This is a genomic window from Streptomyces sp. NPDC051211 (assembly GCF_040689505.1).
GTDB lineage: Bacteria > Actinomycetota > Actinomycetes > Streptomycetales > Streptomycetaceae > Streptomyces.
Genome location: NZ_JBFBAV010000064.1, coordinates 1 through 25,752, shown reverse-complemented (window position 1 = coordinate 25,752; position 25,752 = coordinate 1). Strand labels below are relative to the sequence as shown.

The window sequence follows — 25,752 nt, the reverse complement described above, 5'->3', positions numbered from 1 at the left end:
CGTACGGAACTACGCGACCACTTCGTCGAGGCGGGCGGCCTGCTTCTCCTTGAGCGGACCGATCACCGACAGCGAGGGCCGCTGGGCCAGTACATCCTGTGCCACGGCGCGGACGTCCTCCGGGGTCACCGCGGCGATGGAGGCCAGCATGTCGTCGACCGACATCTGGTCGCCCCAGCACAGCTCGCTCTTGCCGATGCGGTTCATCAGGGCGCCGGTGTCCTCCAGGCCGAGGACGGTGGAGCCGGAGAGCTGGCCGACGGCCCGCTTGATCTCCTCGTCGGTGAGTCCCTCGGAGGCGACCTTGTCGAGCTCGTCGCGGCAGATCTTCAGGACGTCGTGCACCTGGCTGGGGCGGCAGCCCGCGTAGACGCCGAACAGGCCGGTGTCGGCGAAGCCGGAGGTGTACGAGTACACGCTGTAGGCCAGGCCGCGCTTCTCCCGGACCTCCTGGAAGAGGCGGGAGGACATGCCGCCGCCGAGGGCGGTGTTCAGTACGCCCAGGGCCCAGCGGCGGTCGTCGGTGCGGGACAGGCCGGGCATGCCGAGGACCACGTGGGCCTGCTCGGTCTTCCGGTTGACCAGGTCGACGCGGCCGGCGGTGCGCAGCCGCTTGGCGCCGCCGCGGGGGGCGGTCGGGACGGCGTCGGTGCGGCCGAGCGCACCGGCCTTCTCGAAGGCGGCACGGACCTGGCGGACCAGCTTGGCGTGGTCGACGTTGCCGGCGGCGGCGACGACCAGGTGGGTGGGGTCGTAGTGCTTCTTGTAGAAGCGGGCGATCTGGTCGCGGGTGAGCGCGTTGATCGTGTCCACGGTGCCGAGGACGGGCCGGCCCAGCGGGCTGTCGCCGAACATGGTCTCGGCGAACAGGTCGTGGACCATGTCCCCCGGGTCGTCCTCGGTCATCGCGATCTCTTCGAGGATGACCCCGCGCTCGGCGTCGACGTCGGACTCCAGGACGAGGGAGCCGGTGAGCATGTCGCAGACCACGTCGATGGCCAGCGGCAGGTCGGTGTCGAGGACCCGCGCGTAGTAGCAGGTGTACTCCTTCGCCGTGAAGGCGTTCATCTCGCCGCCGACCGCGTCGAGGGCGGCGGAGATGTCGAGGGCGGACCGCTTCTTGGTGCCCTTGAAGAGGAGGTGCTCGAGGTAGTGCGTGGCGCCGTTGAGGGCGGGGGTCTCGTCGCGGGAGCCGACGTTCACCCAGATCCCGAAGGTGGCGGAGCGGACGGAGGGCAGCGTCTCGGTGACGATGCGGAGTCCGCCGGGGAGGACGGTGCGCCGGACGGTGCCGATGCCGTTCTCGCCCTTGAGGAGGGTTTGGGTACGGGCGACGGCCCGCCCCTCCGAAGAGGGGCGGGCCGTTGCACGGGAACTACGCGACGTCACTTGTCGGAGTCGTCCTTGTCCTCATCGGAGGCGGCGTCCTCGCCCTCGATCACGGGGATCAGGGAGAGCTTGCCGCGCTGGTCGATCTCGGCGATCTCGACCTGGACCTTGGTGCCGACCGCGAGCACGTCCTCGACGTTCTCCACGCGCTTGCCACCGGCGAGCTTGCGGATCTGCGAGATGTGCAGCAGGCCGTCCTTGCCCGGGAGCAGGGAGACGAAGGCACCGAAGGTGGTGGTCTTGACGACCGTACCCAGGTAGCGCTCGCCGACCTCCGGCATGGTCGGGTTGGCGATGCCGTTGATCGTGGCGCGGGCGGCCTCGGCGGCCGGGCCGTCGGCGGCACCGATGTAGATGGTGCCGTCGTCCTCGATCGTGATCTCGGCGCCGGTGTCCTCCTGGATCTGGTTGATCATCTTGCCCTTGGGGCCGATGACCTCACCGATCTTGTCCACCGGGATCTTGACGGTGATGATCCGCGGGGCGTTCGGGGACATCTCGTCCGGGGTGTCGATCGCTTCCATCATCACGTCGAGGATGTGGAGGCGGGCGTCGCGGGCCTGCTTGAGGGCCGCGCCCAGGACGGAGGCCGGGATGCCGTCCAGCTTGGTGTCGAGCTGGAGGGCGGTGACGAACTCCTTGGTGCCGGCGACCTTGAAGTCCATGTCGCCGAAGGCGTCCTCCGCACCGAGGATGTCGGTGAGGGTGACGTAGTGGGTCTCGCCGTCGATCTCCTGGGAGATCAGGCCCATGGCGATGCCGGCGACCGGGGCCTTGAGGGGCACACCGGCGTTCAGCAGCGACATGGTGGAGGCGCAGACGGAGCCCATGGAGGTCGAACCGTTGGAGCCGAGGGCCTCGGACACCTGGCGGATCGCGTAGGGGAACTCCTCGCGGGTCGGCAGGACCGGGACGAGCGCGCGCTCGGCCAGGGCGCCGTGGCCGATCTCGCGGCGCTTGGGGGCGCCGACGCGACCGGTCTCACCGACGGAGTACGGCGGGAAGATGTAGTTGTGCATGTAGCGCTTGCGGGTCACCGGGGAGAGGGTGTCCAGCTGCTGCTCCATGCGGAGCATGTTCAGGGTGGTGATGCCCAGGATCTGGGTCTCGCCACGCTCGAACAGCGCCGAGCCGTGCACGCGCGGGATCGCCTCGACCTCGGCGGCCAGCGTACGGATGTCCGTGACGCCGCGGCCGTCGATGCGGACCTTGTCCTTGATGACGCGCTCGCGCACCAGGGCCTTGGTCAGGCTGCGGTAGGCGGCGGAGATCTCCTTCTCGCGGCCTTCGAAGGCCGGCAGGAGCTTCTCGGCGGCGATCTCCTTGATGCGGTCCAGCTCGGTCTCGCGCTCCTGCTTGCCGGCGATGGTGAGCGCCTGGGCGAGCTCGCCGCGGACGGCGTCGGAGAGGGCGGCGTAGACGTCGTCCTGGTAGTCCAGGAAGACCGGGAAGTCGGCCGTGGGCTTCGCAGCCTTGGCGGCCAGGTCGGCCTGGGCCTTGCAGAGGACCTTGATGAACGGCTTGGCGGCGTCGAGGCCGGCCGCGACGATCTCCTCGGTCGGCGCCTCGGCGCCGCCCTTGACGAGCTGGATGGTCTTGTCGGTGGCCTCGGCCTCGACCATCATGATCGCGACGTCGCCGTCCTCGAGGGCGCGACCGGCGACGACCATGTCGAAGACGGCGTCCTCGAGCTCGGTGTGCGTCGGGAAGGCGACCCACTGGCCGCGGATCAGCGCGACGCGGACGCCGCCGACCGGGCCGGAGAAGGGCAGACCGGCCAGCTGGGTGGACGCGGACGCGGCGTTGATCGCGATGACGTCGTACAGGTGGTCGGGGTTGAGCGCCATGACCGTGGCGACGACCTGGATCTCGTTGCGCAGGCCCTTCTTGAAGGACGGGCGCAGCGGGCGGTCGATCAGGCGGCAGGTGAGGATCGCGTCCTCGGAGGGCCGGCCCTCACGGCGGAAGAAGGAGCCGGGGATCTTGCCGGCGGCGTACATCCGCTCCTCGACGTCCACCGTGAGGGGGAAGAAGTCGAGCTGGTCCTTGGGCTTCTTCGACGCGGTGGTGGCGGAAAGCACCATCGTGTCGTCGTCCAGGTAGGCAACGGCGGAGCCGGCGGCCTGGCGGGCCAGACGGCCCGTCTCGAAGCGGATGGTGCGGGTGCCGAAGGAGCCGTTGTCGATGACGGCCTCGGCGTAGTGGGTCTCGTTCTCCACTAGCGTTTTCTCCATTTTCGTCGTCTCCGTCCTCCACCCGTGTGGTGGGGGACGGTGTCGGAGAAGCGCGCCTTGCGTGCGGGCCGGTCTTCGATCGAAGCACCCGGGACGGGGCCCGTACGGGCTCTCCGGGTGCCACTACCGAGGACCGGCGTGCGTAGGGAGGGCGCTCCCCCTCTTCAGTTGTGCTTCGGTTGTGCGCGCTGTGACCAGACTACAAAGCGTCCGGTACGTCCCGCACGTACAGCAAAGGGAGCGGCCCCCTGGCGTTGGGAACCGCTCCCTTCACAGCGTCTTACTTGGCGCCCGCGGCACCGCGGCGGATGCCGAGGCGCTCGACCAGCGTACGGAAGCGCTGGATGTCCTTCTTGGCCAGGTACTGCAGCAGGCGGCGGCGCTGGCCGACCAGGATCAGCAGACCACGACGGGAGTGGTGGTCGTGCTTGTGGGCCTTGAGGTGCTCGGTCAGGTCCGAGATGCGGCGGGAAAGCATCGCAACCTGGACCTCGGGGGAGCCGGTGTCGCCCTCCTTGGTACCGAACTCGGCGATGATCTGCTTCTTCGTGGCAGTGTCGAGCGACACGCTTACTCCTCGTGTGTGTACGTTGCCTCCGAGTGCCCCAGGTCTGCTTCTCTGGGGAGCTTCGGTGCCTCGGGAGGCGGGTGGGTCTGGCGGCAGCCTTTGAGGCGCATGCACAGACGACCGTCACACAGCGTACCAGGCTGTCGGGTCGGCGTGTCTCAGCTGGTGAGAGAGCGGGCCCGGGAGTAGACGTCGAGGACGGCCAGGCAGAGCGGGACCAGGCTGAGCAGGACCGCGGCCTCGGTGAGGTCGAGGAGGCGCCCCCAGAAGGGTGACAGACCCTTGCGGGGAATGACCAGTCCGATTCCGGCGATGAGGGCGGCGCCGGCGGCCACGGCGGCGGACAGCCAGATGGTGCGCAGGTCCAGGCTGCCGCTCTCGCCGTACTTGGCGAGTTCGGTGACGAGGTCCAGGGGCGGGTTCAGGGCGAGGCCGAGGACCAGCAGGGCGATGGCGGCGAGTCCGGCGGCCAGTGCGCACACCACCTGGGAGGTGTAGCGGAACAGGCGGGCGCGCAGCAGCATGGCCAGCCCCGTGGTGAGGGCCAGCAGCTTGCCCCAGGTGTTGTCGGAGAAGCCGAGGACGGCGGCGGAGCCGACGGCGACCGCGGCGCAGCCGCCGACCAGGCCGAGCAGCATCTCGTGGCCGCGGCGGGCCTGGGCGGCGATCAGCTCGGCGTCGAGCGGGGTGGCGGTGTCGGAGCCGTCGGCGGGCTGGTCGCCGTACGACTCGCTCTCGTAGCGGTCGGGGGTCTCGTAGTCGTCGACGGAGCTCTGCGGGGAGGCGTAGCCGATGGGCAGCCGGGCGAAGCGGGCGGAGAGGCCGGGGAGGAAGGCGACCAGGCCGATGGCGACGGGGGCGCAGACGGCCGCGGTGCCGGTGGCGGAGGCCTCGGTGACGATGGCGAGGAAGGTGGCGAGGGTGCCGGTGGTGGCCAGGAAGGTGGCCGCGACGAAGAGGGCGTCCCCGCTGGGGGTGAGGGCGACCAGGGCCACCGAGGCGACCAGGACGCAGACGCAGCCGAGCAGGAACTGGAGGCGGCCGGGGCCCTCGCCGGCGGCGGGGGCGACGATGCCGGAGCCGGCGATCAGGAGCTGCGGGAGGGCGCCGAGGCCGAGGGCGACGGCGGAGCCGCGGTCCCGGTAGACGCGGGCGCGGACGCCGGCGGCCGCGGTGAGGAGCAGGCCGGCTGCGCCGGCGATGATGCCGGGCAGCCCGTGCATGTCGTGCCGGATCGGGTCTGCGTACCAGAGGACGAAGCCCATCAGGACGAAGAGGACGACGGCGGCGGTGAGGCCGGCGGCGCGCAGCATGTCGTCGCTCCAGCGGTGCCGGTCGCGGACCACGGCGGAGGCGACGGCGTCGGAGACGTCGTCGAAGACGGCGGGGGGCAGCGAGTCGGCGAACGGGCGCAGGCTGAGCACTTCGCCGTCGAGGACCTGCTGGGCGGCGAGGGTGCGGGCGCCGTCGAGGACGGTGCCGTCGCGGCGGACCAGGTGGTAGCCGGTGGGAGCGCCGACGGGCTGGGTCTGGCCGGTGAGGCGCAGGAGCTCGGGGTAGACGTCGGCGACGGCGATGTCCTCCGGGAGGGCGACGTCGATCCGGCTGTCCGGGGCCACGACGGTGACCCTGCAGAAACCCGTCGTTGCGGCCGTACTCACCTGTGTGACCCCCGTGGTTGGCGGACGTGTGCTGGTTGCCTTCGCGCTCCGTTCGCGGATGCGCACGGTGCGCGCGCCACCCTACCGGGAGTATGAGTGACTGTCGGCAAGTAGGATCACCTCCTCGCGGGGGAGGTCCCCTCCGTGCCCGGGACTTGGGGCTCCGGTTTCGGCGTCCCGTCCGTATTCCCGTCCGTTTTTCGAGGGATTGATGCTCCGGTGAGCCAGATCGTCGTCAAGCGCCCGCCTCGGTCCCTGCCGCCCGAAGTGCCGTCGGAGGAGCTGAGGCTGGAGGCTCCGCCGGAACTTCCGCGCGGGCAGTCGGAGAGCATGGCGATGCAGCTCCTGCCGATGCTCGGCATGGGCTCGTCGGTGGTGTTCTTCTTCATGCCGGGCGCTCTGCCGTTCATGCGCATCATGGGTGTGCTGATGCTGGCGTCGACGGTGGCGATGGTCATCGCCCAGGTGGTGCGGTACCGGCGCGGTACGCAGGGGCAAATGGCGGACGTCCGCCGGGACTACCTCAAGTACCTTGCGCAGACCCGCCGTCAGGTGCGGCGGACCGCCCGGGCGCAGCGTGACGCGCAGTTGTACCTGCACCCGGCGCCCGAGCAGTTGTGGTCGGTGGTGGCGGAGGGCTCGCGGCTGTGGGAGCGGCGGGTCGGCGACGCGGACTTCGGCCAGGCCCGGCTGGGGCTGGGCGTGCAGCGGCTGGCGACCCCGCTGGTGGCGCCGGAGACCGCGCCGGTGGACGAGTTGGAGCCGCTGACGGCGGGCGCGATGCAGCGCTTCCTGAAGATCCACTCCGCGCTGGACGGGCTGCCGGTGGCGGTGTCGATGCGGGCGTTCTACCACGTGACGGTGTCCGGGGAGCCGGAGTCGGCGCGGGGTGCGGCGCGGGCGCTGGTGGCGCAGTTGGCGACGCTGCACTCCCCCGAGGACCTGATGGTGGCCGTGGTGGCGGCGCCGGGGGCGGTGCAGGACTGGGACTGGGTGAAGTGGCTGCCGCACACGCAGGTGCCGGGCCAGGTGGACGGGGCCGGTACGAAGCGTCTGTTCGGCGACGACCTGGCCGAGCTGGAGGGGCTGCTGGGCTCCCGGCTGGACGGGCGGCCGCGGTTCAGCCGTGACGTTTCGCCGGTGCTGGACCAGCCGCACGTCGTGCTGGTGCTGGACGCGAACTCGCGGGGCGGACTGGTGCCGCCGGACTCGGTGTTCGCGGCGGCCGAGGGCCTGCAGGGCGTCACCATCGTCGAGGTGGTGGCGGGCGAGCTGGACGAGCCGCGCGGCGGGCTGTCGGTGGTGGTGCGGCCGGGGAAGCTGCGGCTGGAGTCGGGCGGTGGCGTCGCGTACGAGGGCACGCCGGACGTGCTGTCGCTGCCGGCGGCCGAGGCGCTGGCCCGGCAGCTGGCGCCGCTGCGGACCGGCGGCGGTGACGAGGACGAGCCGCTGCTGGCGAACCTGGACTTCACGGACCTGCTGAACCTGGGCGACGCGGCCTCCATCGACGTGGCCCGGACCTGGCGGCCGCGGTCGGCGGGCGAGCGGCTGCGGGTGCCGATCGGTGTGGGCGAGGACGGCGCGCCGGTCATGCTGGACCTGAAGGAGGCCGCGCAGGAGGGCATGGGCCCGCACGGCCTGTGCGTGGGTGCGACCGGTTCCGGCAAGTCGGAGCTGCTGCGCACGCTGGTGCTGGGTCTCGCGGTCACGCACACCTCGGAGACGCTGAACTTCGTCCTCGCGGACTTCAAGGGCGGCGCGACCTTCACCGGCATGTCGCAGATGCCGCACGTGGCGGCGGTCATCACCAACCTGGCGGACGACCTGACGCTGGTCGACCGCATGGGCGACTCGATCCGCGGTGAACTCCAGCGCCGCCAGGAGCTGCTGCGTTCGGCAGGCAACTACGCCAACATCCACGACTACGAGAAGGCCCGGGCGGCGGGTGCCCCGCTGGAGCCGCTGGCCTCGCTGGTGCTGGTGATCGACGAGTTCAGCGAGCTGCTGACCGCGAAGCCGGACTTCATCGACATGTTCATCCAGATCGGCCGGATCGGCCGGTCGCTGGGCGTGCACCTGCTCCTGGCCTCGCAGCGCCTGGAGGAGGGCAAGCTGCGCGGCCTGGACACGTATCTGTCGTACCGGATCGGTCTGCGGACCTTCTCGGCGGCGGAGTCGCGGACCGCGATCGGCGTGCCGGACGCTTACCACCTGCCCTCGGTACCGGGTTCGGGCTACCTGAAGTTCGGTACGGACGAGATGACCCGGTTCAAGGCGGCGTACGTGTCGGGCGTGTACCGCTCGGGCGGGCCGGACCTGTCGGTCGGGCAGTTCCCGGTGGAGCGCCGGCCTGCGGTGTTCACGGCGGCCCCGGTGCCGGTGGTGTACGCGGCTCCGGACCCGGCGTACCTGGCGGCCGCGGCGTCGTCCCGGGAGGACGACGCGCTGGCCGACACGGTGCTCGACGTGATCGTGGGCCGGCTGGAGGGTCAGGGCGTGCCCGCGCACCAGGTGTGGCTGCCGCCGTTGGACCAGGCTCCGCCGCTGGACCAGCTGCTGCCGGCGCTGGCGCCGAGCGAGGCGCGCGGCCTGCACGCGGACGGGTACACGCGGCCCGGCGGCCTGGTCGTACCGCTCGGCCTGATCGACAAGCCGTTCGAGCAGCGGCGTGAGGTGCTGTACCGGGACTTCTCCGGAGCGGCCGGCCACATGATGGTGGTGGGCGGTCCGCAGTCGGGCAAGTCGACGCTGATGCGGACGCTGATCGCGTCGTTCGCGCTCACGCACACCCCGCGCGAGGTGCAGTTCTACGGGCTGGACTTCGGCGGCGGCGGTCTGTCCGCGGTGCAGGACCTGCCGCACGTCGGCGGGATCGCCTCGCGGCTGGACCCGGAGCGGGTGCGGCGTACGGTCGCGGAGGTGGCGGGCATCCTGAACCGCCGGGAGGAGTTCTTCCGCGCGAACGGCATCGACTCCATCGCCACCTACCGGCGGCGGCGGGCGGCCGGCGAGCTGCCCGGCGAGCCGTGGGGCGACGTGTTCCTGCTGGTGGACGGCTGGGGCGGGTTCCGGGGCGAGTACGAGGGCCTGGAGCCGCTGGTCACCGACATCGCGGCGCGCGGTCTGGGCTACGGCATCCACGTGGTGATCACGGCCGCCCGGTACATGGAGGTGCGGGCGGCCCTGAAGGACCAGATGCTCAACCGGCTGGAGCTGCGGCTGGGCGACGTCATGGACTCGGAGTTCGACCGGAAGGTCGCGGCGAACGTGCCGCCGGGCATGCCGGGCCGCGGCCAGGTCGCGGAGAAGCTGCACTTCCTCGGTGCGCTGCCGCGGATCGACGGCTCGCACGAGGCGGAGGACCTGTCCGAGGGCACGGCCGCGTTCGTGGCGGCCGTGAAGTCGAACTGGGCGGGGGCCTCGGCTCCCGGGGTCCGGCTGCTGCCGCGGCTGCTGCACGCGGACCAGCTACCCAAGGGCGGCGAGTACCCGGGCCGCGGGATCGCGATCGGCATCGACGAGACCGATCTGGAACCGGTGTTCGTGGACTTCGAGACGGACCCGTTCTTCCTGGTCTTCGGCGAGAGCGAGTCCGGCAAGACGAACCTGCTGCGCCTGATCGCCCAGCAGATCGCCGAGCGGTACACCCCGGACCAGGCGCGGCTGGTGGTCGGCGACTACCGGCGGACGCTGCTGGGCGCGCTGCCGGAGGAGCACCTGCTGGAGTACGCGCCGATGGCCAGCTCCATGCAGATGCACATGGAGGCGCTGGGCGGGGTGTTCTCCCGGCGCCAGCCGCCGAACGACGTCACCCCGCAGCAGCTGCGCGACCGCAGCTGGTGGACCGGCCCGGACGTGTTCATCATCGTCGACGACTACGACCTGGTGGCGACCAGCCAGGGCAATCCGCTGGCCCCGCTGGTGGAGTTCCTGCCGTTCGCCCGGGACACGGGCGTCCGCTTCATCATCGCGCGGAACTCGGCGGGAGCCTCGCGCTCCCTGTACGAGCCCTTCATGCAGCGCATCAAGGAGCTGGGCGCGCAGGGCGTGGTGCTGTCGGGCGATCCGTCCGAGGGCGAGCTGATCGGCAACGTCCGGCCGCGGCCGATGCCGCCGGGCCGGGGCTACTACGCCTCGCGCAAGCGGGGGACCTCGCTGGTCCAGCTGGGGCGGCTGCCGGGCGTGTAGGGCGCGGGCCGGGGCGGTCGGACGGCGCCCCGGCCCTGACGGCTTCGAAGACGCGATCTGTACGACGACGGACGACGGGGAGACACCACCATGGGGTTCGAGCAGGACTGGGGCCGGTCCGGTCCACCACGGCCGACCAGGCGGCGATGCGGCTGAACTCCGGTCCGCCGCCGGGCCCGCTCCTCCCCGGATCCGGAGACTTCGCCTCGACCCCGGCGGAGAAGAAGGCCGCGGCGAACACCATCGAGAACGACCTGGAGCCCAGCACCAGGAAGGCCGCGGACCACGCGGACGAGGCTTCGAACAACGCGGTCAAGGCCTTCGACGGCTGGAGCACGGCGGCCGCGCTGAAGAAGGTGCAGGAGACCTGGGACCGGCAGGTGACCGGACTGATGGGCCGGCTGGCCTCGGACCGTCAGCCGCAGACCCGAAGTTCGTCAAGCATTCCGACGACAACGTGGCGGTCTTCAACAACGTGATCGGCCGTTTCGCGGAGGCGGGGGACGACTTCCCCGCGTCCCTGCGGGAGCCGATGGCCAACATCCTGGTCAACCACGGCGACACCGTGCACCAGGTTGCGAGCAGCGTGGACATGAGGTCCCTGCCGGTTGGACAGAACGACCTGCACGAGGTCATCAAGCAGGTCTCCAAGGACCAGAGCTCCTACGGGGCACTGAACTACGGCATCAACCAGGCGATGGTCTCGGACATCCACGAAGCCGGCCAGGAGCACCCGACGGACTCCCTGCTCCGCGCCGGCCGCACAGTCGGCTTCCTGGAGGAGGCTCGCACCGCGGCCGTGGGTCCCGCCGAGACCGCCGCTTTCGACCAGAAGTGGATGTTCGACACGGCGATCGGCTACATCCCCGTGGTGAGCGGAGAGGTGCAATCTGGTTTCGACTACATGGTCGAGAAGTGGCTGGCGGACGAACAGAAGCAGATCGACCAGGAGCACTCGGACAAGTCCTACGAGGCGCACAAGAAGCGGAACGGACAGCTCATGGCACTGACCGAAGAGTGGATGAAGCTCCACGACAAGGACGGCGGGACGTTCGGCCGACCGCGCCAAGAGCGTGGGCGGCTGAGCACATGAGGAAGTCTCTGCGGCTGGCCGTCACGGGTGCCGCCGCGGTTGTCCTGCTCAGCGGCTGCGGCTCGGACGCCGACGAGGCGGTCCCCGGAGCGTTGTGCGGCACCCCGATCGACCCCCGGCTGTCCAGGCCTCTCCTCGAACCTCTCGGTGAGGTCACCGAGATCGACAGGGTTGAGCGGGCCAAGCCTCAGACGGCGCCGTGCGATGTCGCCGTGGACGGGGAGCGAGCCTTGGACTTCCGCTTCGCATGGCACAAGGGGTCACCGGAGGACCTGCTCCGGACGGCCACGGAAAGCTCCACGGTCTTTCGGCTGACCGACCCCAAGCGCGTCGACATGGGGTTCCAGGACTCCGTACTGGGCAACGAGGGTGCGATCGCCACCACGGCGTGCAAGACGTCGGCCGGTGACCACTTCACGCTCAGGGTCTTCGCCACTCGCGCCGATCCGCTGAAGCCCGATCTGCGGCCCGCCATCGAGGCGTTCATGCGTGCCTACACGGCGGAGACGGTGAAGACGCTGAACTGCGCCTGACAGCCGCCCGGAAGGCGGAATAATCGGCGGCAGCATGCGCAGCACTGCCGCACCACCGAGGGAAAGGCCGCCCATGGGCACGCAAGCGGAGAAGGACGAACTGTACGCGCTCGACATCAGCGGGGTGGAGTGGGAGGGCCCGCCCGGGACGAGCCCCGACGAGGAACGGGTGGAGATCGCGCACCTGCCGGGCGGCGGGGTGGCCATGCGGTCCTCGCTGGAGCGGGAGACGGTGCTGCGCTACACGGCCGCCGAGTGGGAGGCCTTCGTACTGGGCGCCAGGGACGGCGAGTTCGACATCACGTAACCGGCCCGCCGACACCGGCCGCGTCGACGCAGAAGGGGGCGCGCCCGTTCGGGCGCGCCCCCTTCGCGCTGTGCAGCGGCGCTGTGCGCGGAAGCCTGCGAAGGCTCAGCGGCCTCAGAAGGACTCGGTGAACAGGCGCGAGGCCTTCACGTCGGTGGCGCGGTAGTCGCCCTTGCCCTGCTCGATGATCTTGGCGACGTTCTCCAGGGTGTCGCGCATGTGCTCGGCGCGACCCTTGTACTTGGCCTGGAGCTGGACGTACGAGGCGTGCGCCTCACCGTCCCAGGTGTCGGTGACGACCTTCAGGGCCGAGTCCATCTCGTTGAGGTCGTCGACGATCTTCTTGGAGACGATGCGGATGCGGTTCGCCATCTCCTGGACACTCTCGTACCGGACCTTCATCTGGCCGGCATCGGCACCAGACATGTTCTTCTCCTTAGCGCTGTGCGGACGTGACGGGGACGCGGCGGCGCGTCAGATGCCGTTGAGGCCGGAAGAGTTGGCCTGCGACTTGATGGCGTTGAAGGCCGCACGGACGTCGTCGTCCTGGGCGTTGCTCAGGTTCTTGGTCTCGGCCACGGCGTTGTGGAGCACGCCCAGCAGCCGGCGGATGGCGTCGTGGTCCTCGTTGACCATGGTCTGCGCCTGGACGAAGCCGGAGGCGCCGGAACCGGTCCAGCCGGCGCTCACGGTCGCGAGGATGTCCGACAGCTCACGCGCCTGGCTGGTCACGGCATTGGCGGTGCTGTTGATCTTGTTCTTCGCCTGGACGATCGGATCGTCTGCGAGTCCGAAACCGCCTGCAGGGTTACTCATCCGAAAAGCTCCTCACTTCTTAATTCACTGACCCGACCGGCGCATGTGGTTACGTCAGTTCCCCGATCACAGTCGTGAAGGCTGTTGTCACTCTAGTCAGTTCATCCGCATGGCCCAACACCGGCCGGGCAGTCCTGTAGGTGAACTGTGACGCTTCACTGCAAACGGCGTCGCCGGTTCCGGGCATCCCGGACGACTGCCGCAGTTCCGGCGATCACGGCGATCAGCACGCCCCCGATGCCGAGCGCGTAGGTGCCCAGCCGTTCCTGCCGCTGCTGCGGGGTCTCCGACACCGCCATCGCAGCGGGTTCCGGTGCGGCCGCGGGCGGCGGTCCCGGGTCCTCGACCGGTTTTCTGGGCCGGTCGTGGTCCTGGGAGACCGCGCGCACCGGGTCGACGACGCCCCAACCCACGTAGTCGTCGCGGCCCTTGACGGACCGTTCGGCGGTCTGCTGGATCTGCCAGGTGATCTCCTGGGGGGTCCAGTTCCAGTGCTGCTGCTTCAGCAGGGCGGCGAGCCCGGCGACGTAAGGGGCGGAGAAGCTGGTGCCGTTGTCGACGCACTGCCCGTACCCCGGCACGGTCGACACCATGTCGACCCCGGGCGCGGCCACCGCGAGGAAGCCGCCCGGCTGGGAGAACGCCGCCCGCTCGTTGTTCCGGTCCGAGGACCCCACCGCCAGCACGCCGTCGAAGGCGGCCGGATAGGTCTTGCGCTTGCGGCCGTTGAGGCCGTCGTTGCCCGCGGAGGCGACGATCAGCACCTTGGCGTCCACGGCCTTCTTGACCGCCTGGCCGAGCAGCGAGGACTCCGCCATCGGGACGGCGGTGTCCTGGGAGATGTTGATGATGTGGGCGCCCTTGGCCACCGCGTGGTCGATGGCCTCGGCCAGGGACTTGGCGTTGCCCTTGCCCTGGCCGTCGTTCTGCCGGATCGGGATGACGGTGGCCTCGGGGGCCAGGCCCACGAAGCCCGTGCCCTGCTGCGGCCGGGCCGCGATCAGCCCGGCGACCTTGGTGCCGTGGCCGACCGTGTCGTTCGTCCCGTCGCCCTTGGTGTCGATGAAGTCCTTGCCGGCGCCGATGTCGAGGGCGCCGCTGAGCTGCGGATTGGCCCGGTCCACGCCGGTGTCGATGACCGCGACCCGGACGCCCTTGCCCTTGCCGCCGGCCCAGAGCTCGTCGAGCAGCAGCCGTTGCAGGGCCCAGGGGCGGCCCGCGATCTGCTTCTTCATCGGGAAGGTGCACTCGCCGGCGCCGGCCAGGCGGAACTCGGGGCGGGACTCGGGGCGGAACTCGGCGCGGACCTCCCGGCGGGCCTCGGGCCCGTCGGCGGGCGGCGCGGCGCCGATGCCGCCCGCGGCGGCGGTCAGCGCCAGTACGGCGGCCGGGAACACCCTCCACAGGGGTGCGGTCCGGCGGGAGACGGTGGTGCGGGAAGCGGTGGTGTTGCGGGAAGCGGCGGTGCTGCGGGAGGCGGTCATCGCGGCCTCACGAACCCTGGGGCTGGCGGGCGGCGTTGGTGTCCAGGCGGGGCCCCTTCGACAGGAACTCCGACCAGGCGATCGGCACCAGCGCCGGGGTCACGTCCTTGTACCCGAGCCGGGCCTGCGCCTGGCTGGCCTCCGGGGGGCCGTCCGCCTTCTCCCCGCCCTCCGTGGGCTGCGGGGAGGCACCGGTCTCCTGCTGCTCGACATCGCTGTCCCCGTTGGCCTGCACGGCGTACCGCAGGCCGGTGTCGGTGACCAGGAACAGGGCGCCTCCGCCCTTGGCCAGCTTGCCCTGGAACTGGGTGTAGAGCAGGCCCGAGCCGGGGGTGACGTACGAGCTCGTGCCGCTGGCGGAGATGTCGACCGGGAAGCCGGTGCCCGCCCAGGTGCTCATCGTGGTGCGGCCCTGGCCGTCCACCGAACGCAGCACGTTGCAGACGGTGTTGCGGACGCCGCCCTGGGCGGCGCTCGCGGCAGCGGCCCCGGTGCTCCCGTTGACCTGGCTGGACTGCGTCTTCGGCCACTTCTTCTTCTCGTAGAACTGGCTGCCGTCCGGGCGAAGCGACTGCAGGTCCACCTCCTTGGCCTTGCCGTTCATGTTCAGGCCCTCGGTGGCGGGCGAGTTGATGAGCAGCCAGGCCGTGAAGGAGGAGACCCGGGAGACCTTGCCGGCCTGCACCACGTAGTGCTGGGGTCCGGAGCCGGTCCGGGCCAGCAGCACCATGCCGACCTTGTTGTCGTCCGTGCCCAGCCCCGGCACCTTGGCGTCGTCGCCGGCCTTCCCGCCGTCCAGTTTCGGGAACGCGAGGTCCTCGCCGGACTGGAGGGTGTCCAGCCACTGCTCGCTGACCGGCTGCGGGGTGCCGCTGCCGACCAGGGCCATGGTGAGGGTGGCCGAGTCGGGGGTCTTCTCCGGGAACTTGTACTTCGTTCCGGTCGAGTCGACCAGGTAGCGGCTGGTGGTCTCGGTGCCGTCCTGGTTGGGGGTCTTGGCCTGGACGTACAGGACCTGACCGTCGGCCAGCCGCCGCTTGTCGTCCATCAGGCCCGCCTCCCGTTCGGCGAGGACGAAGGCGGCCGTCTGCACGCCCTTGCCGTTGCCGCCCGGCTGCTGGCAGACCGCCCACCGCTTGGCCGTGGCCGCGTCCTTGGTGGAGGGCAGCCGGTCCGGGGCGTACGGGATGCCGATGATGGGGCCGCGCGGCACCTTGCCGCCGTCCAGGGTCTTGTCGTCGACCTGGATCACGTCGAACTTCCCCGGGTCGAGCAGCAGTCGCGCCGACGCCAGGTTCAGCACCGGGTGCAGCCGGACCTGGCCGTTGGTCTTCAGGACGACGTACCGGGTCGTCGAGTCCTTGCCGACGATCACCTTGGTGCCGGGCGTGTCCCAGCCCTTGGGGGCCTTGGGGTCGAGCAGGCCCCAGGCGCCGAAGCCGGCGAGGACGAGCGCGCCGACGATGACGCCCGGCACCACGGCGCGCAGTGGCCGCGGGGCGCCCTCCTCGGTGCCCGTGGCGGACGGCTGGAGGAAGGCGGCCACCGTACGCCGCTTCGCAAAGGTGTACGCGTTGAGCTCATCACGTCGTGATGCCATGACCGCCTGCTTCTCCCCGCCCGGCCCGGTCGGTGGGTACGGTCCCCGGGCCTCGATTGTCTGACCGGGCACCTACTATGCCTGTTGACGGACGGTTGGTACGGGGCGGGTAGGGTGAGGCCGCCGCCCAGTCCCGCTCCACGCCCGCCGTACCGGGCCGATCGAGGCTTGTTGGGGCGGAATTGGGGAGATTCCGGGGAGGTGCCGGCACCGGCCGCGCCGCACCGGCAGTAACAGGTGTGGACCGTGGAAGAGGAGGTGTCCGGGACATGGCCATCGCGACGGAACAGCGGGCCGCCGCGGCCGCGCCGCCGCGCGGCGGAGTGACGCCGCATCCGAAGTCGGGCCCGGGCCGGTTCGGCCCGTTCCGATTGCAACAGCTGGTACTCCTCCAGGTGGCGGCGGCGCTGCTGCTGGCGGCCTGGGTGGTGGAACCGCTGCTGCTGGTGCCCGCCGGTGTGCTGGCGGCCCTGCTTCTGGTCCTCGCGGTGGTACGCCGGCACCAGCGCTCGCTGCCCGAGTGGATCGGCACCGCGCTCGCCCTGCGCGCCCGGCGCCGCCGGGCCGCCGCCTTCACCGTGCCGGCCGGTACCGAGCCGGGGCTGGCCCCGGTGGTCGAGGCCGACCCGGCCCTGCGGACGTACACCTTCAGCGACCGCGACCGGCGGCCGGTCGGAATGATCGGCGACGGCACGTTCCTGACCGCCGTGGTCCAGGTCGACATGGACGCGACCGCGCTGCGCCCGGACCGGGCCGCCCGGCCGCTGCCGCTCGGCCTGGTCCGCGACGTCCTCGAAGTGGACGGCATCCGGCTGGAATCGGCGCAGCTGGTGCAGCACACCCAGCCCGCGCCCGCACCGCATCTGCCCGCCCAGGCCATGGCCACCCGCAACTACGCGCCGCTGCAGGCGCAGACGGGGACCCCGGCGGTGCGGCTGACCTGGATCGCGCTCAAGCTGGATCCGGAGCTGTGCCCGGAGGCGGTGGCGGCGCGCGGCGGCGGGATGACCGGCGCGCAGCGGTGCGTGGTGCGGGCGGCGGACCAGTTGGCGAGCCGGCTGGCCGGCGCCGGTTTCGGGGCGACCGTACTGACCGAACAGGAACTGACCGCGGCGCTGGCCACGTCCTCCTGCGCGAACCCGATGGCCATCACCCAGGCCGGCCGGTCCGCGAGCATCGGGCGGCGCACCGAGGAGACGGCGCGGGCCTGGCGGTGCGACGACCGCCGGCACACCACCTACTGGATAGGCCGGTGGCCGCAGCTCGGCGGTGCGGCAGCCCCGCTGCCGCAGTTCGTGGCACTGCTGACCTCGCTGCCCGCGCTGGCGACCACGTTCAGCCTGACGCTGGCGCCGGCAGACCGGCACGGGGTCACGGTCACCGGGCACGTCCGGGTGACCGGTCGCAGCGACGAGGAACTGGTCGCGGCCCGGCGGGAGCTGGAGCGGACGGCCCGCGGGATCCGGACCGGCCTGGTCCGGCTGGACCGTGAGCAGCTGCCGGGCGTACTGGCATCACTGCCGCTGGGAGGTGCGCGATGAGCGCGGGACGCGCAGGACGTGTGGGAGGCGTGGGACGCGTGGGACGGGTCGGGTACGGGCTGGTCGGGCCGCGGCGGGAACGCCATGCGATCCCGGTCGGCGACCTGGACGCCCTGTCCCTGCCGGTCGGGGACGACGGCGTGGTCATCGGGGTCGACTCCGAGGGCCGGCCCGCTGTGCTCGGGATCAACCGCCCGTCACCGTACGAGGTCACCCTCATCGGCGGTCTGTGGACCGCGCAGGTGCTGGCGCTGCGCGCGGCGGCGACCGGGGCGCGGGTGGCCGTGGAGACCGGCCGGGCCCAGGTGTGGTCGGGTCTGGCCCAGGCCGCCGGCGGCGGACAGCCGTGCGTGACCCTGCACGAGGTGGGGCGGGTGCCGCCGCAGGGCGCGTCCGCGGGCAGCCCGGTCCTGGTGGTCCGGGACTGCGGGATGCGGCCGCCGCGCGGGCGGGTGGTGGCCGGCCCCTGGCAGTCGGTGCTCACCCTGCTTCCCTATCTCAGCCCGACGGCCCCGAGATTGCTCCAGAACTCCGCCCTGGTGGGCGTGCAGCGGGTGTCCCCGGACGAGGCGGAGCAGATCGGCCGTCTGATGAACCTGCCCCGGCGGGCGGTGGATTCACTGCCGACGCTCGGTGACGGGGTCACCCTGTGGTGCACGTCCAGGGACCGGCAGTTCGTGATGACCCAGGGCACCGAGGCGGAGACCGGGCTGCTGGGCCCGGCCCGGCGGATCGACTAGGAGACCACCCGGGGGCTGTCTTGCCGGCCCCCTGGACAGCCCGACAGGGCCTGGACCGGGTCAGCGCGTCCGGGTGCGGCGCCATTAGGCTGACCGTGGGCGCGGCGCCGAAGCGACGCCGGGCACCAGTGCCCGACCACACCAGGAGGACAGAAGTGAACGGCGATCGGAACGAGAGCCGCGACGGGACGTGGGACGTCCCGACGGACGATCAGTCCGACGCGGAGCCCGAGCTCACGGGCGAGTTCACCATCGACTACACGCCGCCGGCCTGGTACACGCAGAACGCGCCGACGCCGCCGGCGGTGCCGGACCTGCCGGCGGGCAGCGGCTTCGAGCCGCACCGCCCGGACGACATCGGCTCCCCCTCGACGACCCGGCTCACCCCTCCGGCCCGCCGCTCGCCGACCCCGGCGACCGGCACCCCGGTCCCGCTGCCGGCTCAGGCCCCGACGCCGGCCCCGACGCCGGCCCCGGACGCTCCGGCGCCGCTGCCGCCCGCAGTGGCCACGCCGCTGCCGCCTGCCGCGCTCCCGCCGGCGGCGGTTGCCCCGGCGGCGCTGCCGCCCGCGGCGGCGACCCCGGCGAGCAGTACGCCGTACCCTGCGGCCGGGGCGGAGCCCGCGGACGCCGTGCCCTCCCCCGCCCCCGGCACCCCGCCGCCCGGGTACTCCGCCACGCCGCCGAGCGGTACGGCGATTCCGCTGCCGGCCGGGGAGCGGGGTGACACGGGCGCGGTGCTCGCGAAGTCACCCCTTCCGGGGAGCGGGAGCGGAGCCTTCGCTCAGGACGCGGACGCGGACCGCGACCGCGACGCCGGTCCGGCCGGTGAGGAGCCGCAGGACGCCGTTCCGGCCGCGGCCGACCAGCCGTGGGGCGCGCCCGCCCCCCAGCCGGAACTGCCGCCGCTGCCTCCCGCGTTCGCCCCGACGGCCACCGAGTCCGCCCCCGCGGCGCCTGCCCCGTCGACGCCGCCCACGCCGTCCACGCCGGACGGATACGGCTTCCCGCCCGCACCCCAGGCGGACTTCCCGCCCGTACCGGAGCAGGCACAGCCGCAGCCGCAGTCGCAGCCGCAGGCACCGGACGGATACGGGTTCCCGCCCGCACCGCCGGCCCCGCAGCCGCAGGCGGGTTACGGCTTCCCGCCCGTACCGGAGCAGGCGCAGGCGCAGGCACAGCCCCAACCCCAGCCCCAGCCGCAGGAGCCGGACCCGTACGGGTTCCCGCCCGTACCGGAGCAGACACAGCAGCAGCCCCAGCCCCAGCAGCAGACACCCGACGGTTACGGCTTCCTGCCCGCACCGCCGGCCCCGCAGCCGCAGGCCGGTTACGGCTTCCCGCCCCTGTCGGAGCAGGCGCCGCAGGCCGGGGCACCCTGGGGGGCTCAGCCGCCCCAGCAGGCCCAGCCGCCGCAGCAGCAGCCGCAGTCCGACCCGCGGCTCGGCCAGCAGTGGCCCCAGCCGACCGGCCCGGGCGGCCCCGGCTCGGGTGGCCCCGGCCCCGGCGGCCCCGGCCCCGGCGGTCCCGGACCCGGTAACCCCGGACCCGGTGGCCCCGGCTCGCAGGACCCGCGCTACCAGGCCGCGCCCGGCGGCGGCGCCCCGCTCGGCTACACCGCCGCGGTGGAGCTGTCCTCGGACCGTCTGCTGCGCAACAAGCAGAAGCCCAAGAGCAACCGCGGCGGCAATTCCTCGCTCTTCAAGTTCGGGGGCAAGGCCGCCGAGGCGGAGCGCCAGCGCAAGCTGGACCTCATCCGCACCCCGGTGATGTCCTGCTACCGCATCGCCGTCATCAGCCTCAAGGGCGGCGTCGGAAAGACCACGACGACCACCGCCCTCGGCGCCACCCTCGCCACCGAGCGCCAGGACAAGATCCTCGCCATCGACGCGAACCCGGACGCCGGCACCCTCGGCCGCAGGGTGCGCCGTGAGACCGGCGCCACCATCCGCGACCTCGTCCAGGCCATCCCGTACCTGAACTCCTACATGGACATCCGGCGGTTCACCTCCCAGGCCCCGTCCGGCCTGGAGATCATCGCCAACGACGTGGACCCGGCCGTCTCCACCACGTTCAACGACGAGGACTACCGGCGCGCGATCGAGACCCTCGGCCGCCAGTACCCGATCATCCTGACCGACTCCGGCACCGGCCTCCTCTACTCCGCCATGCGCGGAGTCCTGGACCTCGCCGATCAGCTGATCATCATCTCGACCCCGTCGGTCGACGGCGCGTCCAGCGCGAGCACCACGCTCGACTGGCTGTCCGCGCACGGCTACGCCGACCTGGTCTCGCGCTCCCTCACCGTCATCTCGGGGGTCCGCGAGACCGGCAAGACCATCAAGGTCGAGGACATCGTGCAGCACTTCGAGACCCGCTGCCGCGGTGTGGTCGTGGTGCCCTTCGACGAGCACCTCGCGGCCGGCGCCGAGGTCGACCTCGACATGATGCGGCCGAAGACCCGCGAGGCGTACTTCAACCTCTCGGCGCTGGTCGCCGAGGACTTCGTACGGGCGCAGCAGGCGCAGGGGCACTGGGGTGCCCAGCCGCCGCACCCCCAGCAACCCCAGCCCCAGGCGCCGTACGGGCAGCCCGGCCAGCCCGGCGCGCCCGGCCAGCAGCCCTATCCGCAGCCGTACCCCCAGCCCTACGCGCAGCCGCCGCAGCAGCCGTACGGCCCCCAGCCGGGCCACCCGGGAGCCCAGCCCCCGCCGCCGCAGCAGGCGTACGGTCAGCCCCAGCCGCCGCAGCCCGGCCAGGGCTGGCAGCAGCCGCAGCCGCAGCAGCAGGACCCGCGGCAGGGCGGCGGCCAGTAGCAGTGGACGCAGAGGGCCCGTACCGTCCCCCAGGGGCGGTACGGGCCCTCGCCCGTTCGAAGTCCGGGTTCGCTCAGCGCGCCGCGTCGTACGCGTCGGTCAGCGCGCGCGCCCGCTTCACGTCGTCGGCGATGGCGTCCAGCAGCCCGTCCAGGGACTCGAACTTCGCCATCCCCCGGACGTACGCCAGGAAGTCCACGGTCACGTGCAGCCCGTACAGGTCGAGGCCGATCCGGTCGATCGCGTACGCCTCCACCGTCCGCTCGGTCGCGTCGAACTGAAGGTTCGTCCCGACCGAGATCGCCGCCGGCATGCGCTCGCCGTTCGCGGTCAGCCAGCCCGCGTACACCCCGTCCGCCGGGATGGCGGTGTGCGGCAGCGTCTCGACGTTCGCCGTCGGGTAGCCGAGTTCCCGGCCGCGCTGCGCTCCGCGCACCACCACGCCCTCGACCCGGTGCGGCCGCCCCAGGATCTCGGCCGCGCCCTCCATGTCGCCCTCGGCGACCAGCCGGCGCGCCAGCGTGGAGGAGAACGGCTCGCCGCCGCCCGCCTCGCCGCGCACCACCAGGTCGACGACCTCGACCTGGTAGTCGTACGTGGACCCCAGCTCGGCGAGGAACTCGACGTTGCCGGCGGCCCGGTGGCCGAAGCGGAAGTTGGGGCCCTCGATGACGCCGCGCGCGTGCAGCTTGTCGACGAGCACCTTCACGATGAAGTCGGCCGGGGACAGCTGGGAGAACTCCGCCGTGAACGGCAGGATGAGCAGTGCGTCCACGCCCAGCTCGGCCATCAGCTCGGCCCGCCGGTGGTGCGGGGCCAGCATCGCCGGGTGGCTGCCGGGGCGGACGACCTCGCTCGGGTGGGGGTCGAAGGTCACGACGACGGCCGGCACGCCGAGCTCCCGGGCCCAGGCGACGGCCCGTCCGATGATCAGCTGATGGCCCCGGTGCACCCCGTCGTAGGAGCCGATGGTGACGACGCTGCGTCCCCAGTCCTGGGGGATGTCCTCCAAGCCACGCCAGCGCTGCACTGTGACCGCTCCTCGCCCGAACCCGTGTAGTGCGTAGTTGAGATTGCAGGTCTAAGACTGCCATGCCGGTGCCCGGGCCCCCGCATCGGCATGGGAGCAATGCCAGGCACACGTCAAGTGTGAGCAGAGCCGACCGTGGAGGGCCTGCTTCCGGCCAGGGTCTCGACCATGCGTCGAGCGCTCGGGCCGAGCAGCGCGGCCGCCTCGCGCGGTTCCTCGTGGAGCCAGTGGGCGGCGAGCCGGCCGAAGGGCGGGAGCTCGCGGGCCAGCTCGACGACCCGCCGCTCGAACACGGCCGCCCCGCCGGGCAGTGCCAGCAGCCGCCGCCCGGTCCGCCGGACCAGCTCCCGGGTGCGCTGCTCGCCGCGCGCGACGGTGTCCCGGGCCACCGCGCCGAGCAGCTCGGCCAGCACCGCGGGCTCGGTCTCGGCGCCGAGGAGGTCGTCGAGCAGCTCGCAGCGCAGCGGGCGCGAGGTCTCCGCTCCGACCGCTCCGAGCACCGGGGCGAGGGCGGCTCGTGACGGTACCGGGCCCCGCAGCAGCTCGACGGCGAGCGGGCGCAGCAGCGGCCCGGCCGCCGGGCCGTGGTCCAGCCGGCGGTCCACGAAGGCGGCGGCGTGCGGGGCGTCCTGGGGGTGCCGCGCCAGGTGCTCCCGTACGAGACGGGCCGCGCGGGCGGCGGGCCCGGGAGCGGTCAGCGCCGCGAGGGCCCGCAGCACCTGCCCGTCCGCCCGGTCCCGCAGGGCGTCGAGCACCTCGCCGGAACGGCCGGGCAGGGCCTCGGCGGCGGCCACCAGCGCGCTCGGGGGGACCCCGGCGCAGGCCAGCGCGTCCGGCAGGTGCCGCTCGCGGACCTCCGGGTCCCACAGCAGCATGCCGAGGGCGGCCCCGTGCAGGCAGAGGTCCCCGGGCCGGTCCAGCAGGGCCAGCGCGGCACGGCGCAGCAGCATGCGGTGGTCGGCGGCGCCGCCGAGGTGCGCGGCGGCGGCCGGGCCGTACGCGGCGGCCGCCACCCGGCGCTCGGGCCGCTCGTCCCCCGCCCACCGGTCCACGGCCCGGCAGATCGCCGAGGGCTCCTCCTCGGCGAGTACGGCGAGCAACTCGTCGGCGCGCGGGTGCGCGGCGGTCACCAGTGCCTCGACGAGGTCGTCCGGGGCGAGCCGCCGGTGCGTGTGCAGCAGCGCCTGCGCGGCGGTGGCCACGGTGGCGCCCGGCCGCCCGCGCAGCCTCCGCTCGTCGCCGAACCAGCCGCAGAGCAGCGGTACGACGCCCTGCGGATCGCGGACCAGCCGGCGGGCGGCGGCGTCCAGGTAACGGTGGTCGGCGGGCAGCAGCCGGCGCAGCAGCTCCAGCCGGTCCGGCTCGGGCAGCCGCAGCCGGTTCCAGAACCAGCCACCGAACTCGTCGGAGCCGGCCCGAGCCACGTGCGCGGCGAGCGCATGCAGCACGTCGAGGAAGGGCCGGGCATCGGCCGAACGCACCAACACCTCCCGAACCAGCCGCGCAGCCCACCAGGCACGGTCGGCGGCGGCCGCGCTGTGGGCGGGGGTGCCGGGTGGGGCGGTGGCACCGCCGCCGGGCGGGGCAGCGCTGTGGGCCGGGCCGCCCTGTGTGCCGGGCGGGGCCGCGCTGGGGGGCGGGGCAGCGCCGGGCGGGGCAGCGCCGGGCGGGGCAGCGCTGTGGGGCGCCCGGCCGGTCCGGGCGGTGGCGCCGGGCGGGGCCGCGCTGGGGGGCGGGCCGCCCTGTGGGGCACTGCCGCCGCCTGGCGGGGCAGCGCGGTGGAACGCGGCTCCAGGCGGGGCGGTGCCGTGGGGCGCGGTCGGGCTGTAGACCGGGCCACCGGGCTGGGCAGTGCCTCCGCCGGGCTGGGCCCCACTGTTGGCCGGGGCGGTGGCGCCGGGTGGGGCCTCGTTGTGGGCCGCGGGTCCGGGCGGGGCAGTGCCGCGGGGCGCGGTTGGGCCCTGGGCCGCGCTGCCTGGGAGGGGCGCGCTGTGGGGCGCACCGCCGGGCGGGGCAGTGCCGGCGTCGGGCGAAGTCGCCCTGCGAGCCGAGGAGTTGTCCGGCAGGGCAGCGTCGTCGGGCCGGGTTGCCGCTTCGGTGAGCCGGTCGAGAGTGGCGATCAACGCGGTGAGGTGCGGGGTCAGAGCGGGCGGAGGCATCAGGAGCAGGGCCTCCAGCACCGGGCCGATCCGGTGCCGGGGCACGGGCAGGGCGGGGCCCGGGCCGCTGCGGTGGACCAGTGCGTCCAGGGCGGTCGGGACGTCCAGGTGGGCGGCCTGCAGCCAGTCGGCGAACTCCTCGTGGGCGAGCCGGTAGCCGGCCCCGGCGGGAACCACCAGACCCTCGGTGAGCACGGCCGGGGCCCAACCGGTGCGCCAGGGGAAGAGCTCCTCGAAGGAGGCCCGGTCCAGCTCTCCGTGGCCCGGGCCGAGGCAGCGCTGCGCGGCCTCGTGCACCCGGCCGGCCACCCGCGCGGCCAGTCGGCGCACGCCCGGGCCGTGCACCGCGCCCGCGGGGGCGGCACCGGCCGCGATGCGGACGGCCACGCGCAGGCAGGCCAGGTCGAGATGCGCGCCGAACACCTCGTGCCGGCCCGGACTTCCCGCCGTGACCTCGGCGGCCCGGACACCGGCGAGCAGCCGCAGGGTCAGCGGGTGCCGGCCGTCCGGTTCGCGCACGCCGGCCGCGGGGATGCCGTACCGGGCCCGGGCGGCTTCGGCCTCCGCCGGGGTGAAGTCGCCGAGCCGGTAGGCGGCGGGGAGCCGCGGGGCCGGGCGGGCCGGGGCGTACAGCGCACCGTCCGGATAGAGCGCGCCGGCCCGCTCCCAGTACTCGGGCCGGCCCGCGACCACCATCCGGACGCCGTTGTCGCGCAGCCAGCGGGTGGTGGAGGCGGTCCACTCGGCGAGGCGGTGGGCCAGGCGCGGCGGCATTTCCTCGGGGGCGTCGAGGAGAACGAGGAGGGGGCGGCTGGAGGCGCGGGCGACCGCGGCAACCCTGGCGGGGCTGGGCACGCCCGTGCCTGCGCCGGCGCCCCGGCCTTCGCCCAGGCCGAAGCCTCCGCCCGTGCCAGTGCCGACGCCCGCGCCCAGGCCGGAGCCACCGCCCATCCCGGAGCCGACGCCCGTGCCCAGGGTGGAGCGGGCACCCGCGCCGGAGCCGGTACCGGCGCCGCCGCTCCCAAAACCGACGCCGGGGCCCAGGCCGAAGCCACCGCCCATCCCGGAGCCGACGCCCGAGCCCAGGCCGAAGCCACCGCCCATCCCGGAGCCGACGCCGCCGCTCCCAAAACCGACGCCGGGGCCCAGGCCGAAGCCACCGCCCGCGCCGGAACCGACGCCCGTCCCAGAACCGAGGCCAGTGCCGGAGCCTGTGCCCGTCCCAGCCCCGCCGCCCAGGCCGGGGGCGGCACCCGAGCCGGATCCGACGCCCGCGGCCCCGCCCGAGCCGCCACCCAGGCCCGAGCCAATGTCCGTGCCCGAGCCGATGCCCGTACCGACAGCGGGTCGGTCCCCGGCGAAGCGCGTGGCCGGCCGAGGGGTGGCAGGGGCTGCGCCGGACGCTGGGGTGTTCGCGGTCGCGCCTGACGCCGGCGGCCGTTGGCCGGGTGGCGCAGCCGCGGCAGTGCCCGAGTCGAGGGGGTCGTGCGGGGCAGGGGTGGGGTGGGGGCCGCTGCGCGGGGCCTCTTCCCCACCCCGCCCCTTCCCGTAACCGGGGCTCCGCCCCGGCCCCCGGTGGGGGGGGGGGGGGCC

18 protein-coding genes are annotated in these 25,752 nt (G+C 73.1%); 8 read left to right on the top strand and 10 right to left on the bottom strand.

Annotation, left to right across the window (positions count from 1 at the left end):
* Positions 1 to 9 precede the first annotated feature (9 nt).
* From AB0447_RS34080 to eccD, 4 genes are all read right to left on the bottom strand, one after another.
* Positions 10 to 1,389, bottom strand: coding sequence for a pitrilysin family protein (locus tag AB0447_RS34080; RefSeq protein ID WP_366480799.1), 1,380 nt, complete (start codon positions 1,387 to 1,389; stop codon positions 10 to 12).
* Positions 1,386 to 3,608, bottom strand: coding sequence for a polyribonucleotide nucleotidyltransferase (locus AB0447_RS34075; protein ID WP_366480809.1), 2,223 nt, complete (start codon positions 3,606 to 3,608; stop codon positions 1,386 to 1,388). The genes AB0447_RS34080 and AB0447_RS34075 overlap by 4 nt, the downstream gene beginning before the upstream one ends.
* 295 nt (positions 3,609 to 3,903) lie before the next feature.
* Entirely contained in the window at positions 3,904 to 4,191 is a 288-nt protein-coding gene (gene rpsO / locus AB0447_RS34070) for a 30S ribosomal protein S15 (RefSeq protein WP_150207049.1), read from the bottom strand.
* A 158-nt stretch (positions 4,192 to 4,349) separates the two neighbouring features.
* Positions 4,350 to 5,852, bottom strand: coding sequence for a type VII secretion integral membrane protein EccD (gene eccD / locus AB0447_RS34065; RefSeq protein WP_366480798.1), 1,503 nt, complete (start codon positions 5,850 to 5,852; stop codon positions 4,350 to 4,352).
* A gap of 219 nt (positions 5,853 to 6,071) precedes the next feature.
* On the opposite strand from eccD, the gene eccCa reads away from it, so the two are divergent.
* From eccCa to AB0447_RS34040, 5 genes are all read left to right on the top strand, one after another.
* Positions 6,072 to 10,040 (top strand): type VII secretion protein EccCa, encoded by a 3,969-nt coding sequence (eccCa, locus tag AB0447_RS34060; protein ID WP_366480797.1) that lies wholly within the window; start codon positions 6,072 to 6,074, stop codon positions 10,038 to 10,040.
* A 146-nt stretch (positions 10,041 to 10,186) separates the two neighbouring features.
* Entirely contained in the window at positions 10,187 to 10,519 is a 333-nt protein-coding gene (locus tag AB0447_RS34055; protein WP_366480796.1) for a hypothetical protein, read from the top strand.
* Positions 10,498 to 11,133 carry a hypothetical protein gene (locus AB0447_RS34050; RefSeq protein ID WP_366480795.1) on the top strand — a complete coding sequence of 212 codons (636 nt, stop codon included), beginning with the start codon at positions 10,498 to 10,500 and terminating at the stop codon, positions 11,131 to 11,133. Before AB0447_RS34055 ends, AB0447_RS34050 begins: the two co-directional genes overlap by 22 nt.
* The gene (locus tag AB0447_RS34045; RefSeq protein ID WP_366480794.1) at positions 11,130 to 11,666 is read left to right on the top strand and encodes a hypothetical protein; all 537 of its coding nucleotides are present in this window, start codon (positions 11,130 to 11,132) and stop codon (positions 11,664 to 11,666) included. The genes AB0447_RS34050 and AB0447_RS34045 overlap by 4 nt, the downstream gene beginning before the upstream one ends.
* 73 nt (positions 11,667 to 11,739) lie before the next feature.
* Positions 11,740 to 11,973 (top strand): DUF397 domain-containing protein, encoded by a 234-nt coding sequence (locus AB0447_RS34040; RefSeq protein WP_366480793.1) that lies wholly within the window; start codon positions 11,740 to 11,742, stop codon positions 11,971 to 11,973.
* Between the two features lie 114 nt (positions 11,974 to 12,087).
* On the opposite strand, the gene AB0447_RS34035 is transcribed toward AB0447_RS34040, so the two are convergent.
* The 4 genes from AB0447_RS34035 to eccB form a co-directional block, all read right to left on the bottom strand.
* On the bottom strand, positions 12,088 to 12,399 hold the full coding sequence (locus tag AB0447_RS34035) for a WXG100 family type VII secretion target (RefSeq protein ID WP_366480792.1): 312 nt from the start codon (positions 12,397 to 12,399) through the stop codon (positions 12,088 to 12,090).
* 48 nt (positions 12,400 to 12,447) lie between these two features.
* Positions 12,448 to 12,789 carry a hypothetical protein gene (locus AB0447_RS34030; protein ID WP_366480791.1) on the bottom strand — a complete coding sequence of 114 codons (342 nt, stop codon included), beginning with the start codon at positions 12,787 to 12,789 and terminating at the stop codon, positions 12,448 to 12,450.
* 155 nt (positions 12,790 to 12,944) lie between these two features.
* Positions 12,945 to 14,024, bottom strand: coding sequence for a type VII secretion-associated serine protease mycosin (gene mycP, locus AB0447_RS34025; protein ID WP_366480808.1), 1,080 nt, complete (start codon positions 14,022 to 14,024; stop codon positions 12,945 to 12,947).
* 256 nt (positions 14,025 to 14,280) lie between these two features.
* The gene (gene eccB / locus AB0447_RS34020) at positions 14,281 to 15,873 is read right to left on the bottom strand and encodes a type VII secretion protein EccB (RefSeq protein ID WP_366480790.1); all 1,593 of its coding nucleotides are present in this window, start codon (positions 15,871 to 15,873) and stop codon (positions 14,281 to 14,283) included.
* 269 nt (positions 15,874 to 16,142) lie between these two features.
* On the opposite strand from eccB, the gene eccE reads away from it, so the two are divergent.
* From eccE to AB0447_RS34005, 3 genes are all read left to right on the top strand, one after another.
* A complete protein-coding gene (gene eccE, locus AB0447_RS34015; protein WP_366480789.1) occupies positions 16,143 to 17,414 on the top strand; it encodes a type VII secretion protein EccE in 1,272 nt (423 codons plus the stop codon).
* The gene (locus tag AB0447_RS34010; RefSeq protein ID WP_366480788.1) at positions 17,411 to 18,154 is read left to right on the top strand and encodes a hypothetical protein; all 744 of its coding nucleotides are present in this window, start codon (positions 17,411 to 17,413) and stop codon (positions 18,152 to 18,154) included. The genes eccE and AB0447_RS34010 overlap by 4 nt, the downstream gene beginning before the upstream one ends.
* Before the next feature lie 155 nt (positions 18,155 to 18,309).
* Positions 18,310 to 20,970, top strand: coding sequence for an SCO5717 family growth-regulating ATPase (locus AB0447_RS34005; RefSeq protein WP_366480787.1), 2,661 nt, complete (start codon positions 18,310 to 18,312; stop codon positions 20,968 to 20,970).
* Between the two features lie 73 nt (positions 20,971 to 21,043).
* On the opposite strand, the gene AB0447_RS34000 is transcribed toward AB0447_RS34005, so the two are convergent.
* Together AB0447_RS34000 and AB0447_RS33995 are read right to left on the bottom strand one after the other, a co-directional pair.
* The gene (locus AB0447_RS34000; RefSeq protein WP_366480786.1) at positions 21,044 to 22,000 is read right to left on the bottom strand and encodes a bifunctional riboflavin kinase/FAD synthetase; all 957 of its coding nucleotides are present in this window, start codon (positions 21,998 to 22,000) and stop codon (positions 21,044 to 21,046) included.
* A gap of 113 nt (positions 22,001 to 22,113) precedes the next feature.
* Positions 22,114 to 25,263: a serine protease gene (locus tag AB0447_RS33995; protein ID WP_366480785.1), complete on the bottom strand. Its 3,150-nt coding sequence runs from the start codon at positions 25,261 to 25,263 to the stop codon at positions 22,114 to 22,116.
* Positions 25,264 to 25,752: the final 489 nt, after the last annotated feature.

What these genes read in the sequence shown, in the direction of transcription:
- eccB (WP_366480790.1), bottom strand. Translation starts at nt 15,873, where the DNA reads ATGGCATCACGACGTGATGAGCTCAACGCGTACACCTTTGCGAAGCGG.
- AB0447_RS34055 (WP_366480796.1), top strand. Translation starts at nt 10,187, where the DNA reads ATGCGGCTGAACTCCGGTCCGCCGCCGGGCCCGCTCCTCCCCGGATCC.
- AB0447_RS34030 (WP_366480791.1), bottom strand. Translation starts at nt 12,789, where the DNA reads ATGAGTAACCCTGCAGGCGGTTTCGGACTCGCAGACGATCCGATCGTC.
- eccE (WP_366480789.1), top strand. Translation starts at nt 16,143, where the DNA reads ATGGCCATCGCGACGGAACAGCGGGCCGCCGCGGCCGCGCCGCCGCGC.
- AB0447_RS34045 (WP_366480794.1), top strand. Translation starts at nt 11,130, where the DNA reads ATGAGGAAGTCTCTGCGGCTGGCCGTCACGGGTGCCGCCGCGGTTGTC.
- AB0447_RS34035 (WP_366480792.1), bottom strand. Translation starts at nt 12,399, where the DNA reads ATGTCTGGTGCCGATGCCGGCCAGATGAAGGTCCGGTACGAGAGTGTC.
- AB0447_RS34010 (WP_366480788.1), top strand. Translation starts at nt 17,411, where the DNA reads ATGAGCGCGGGACGCGCAGGACGTGTGGGAGGCGTGGGACGCGTGGGA.
- mycP (WP_366480808.1), bottom strand. Translation starts at nt 14,024, where the DNA reads ATGAAGAAGCAGATCGCGGGCCGCCCCTGGGCCCTGCAACGGCTGCTG.
- AB0447_RS34040 (WP_366480793.1), top strand. Translation starts at nt 11,740, where the DNA reads ATGGGCACGCAAGCGGAGAAGGACGAACTGTACGCGCTCGACATCAGC.
- AB0447_RS33995 (WP_366480785.1), bottom strand. Translation starts at nt 25,263, where the DNA reads ATGGGCGGTGGCTTCGGCCTGGGCTCGGGCGTCGGCTCCGGGATGGGC.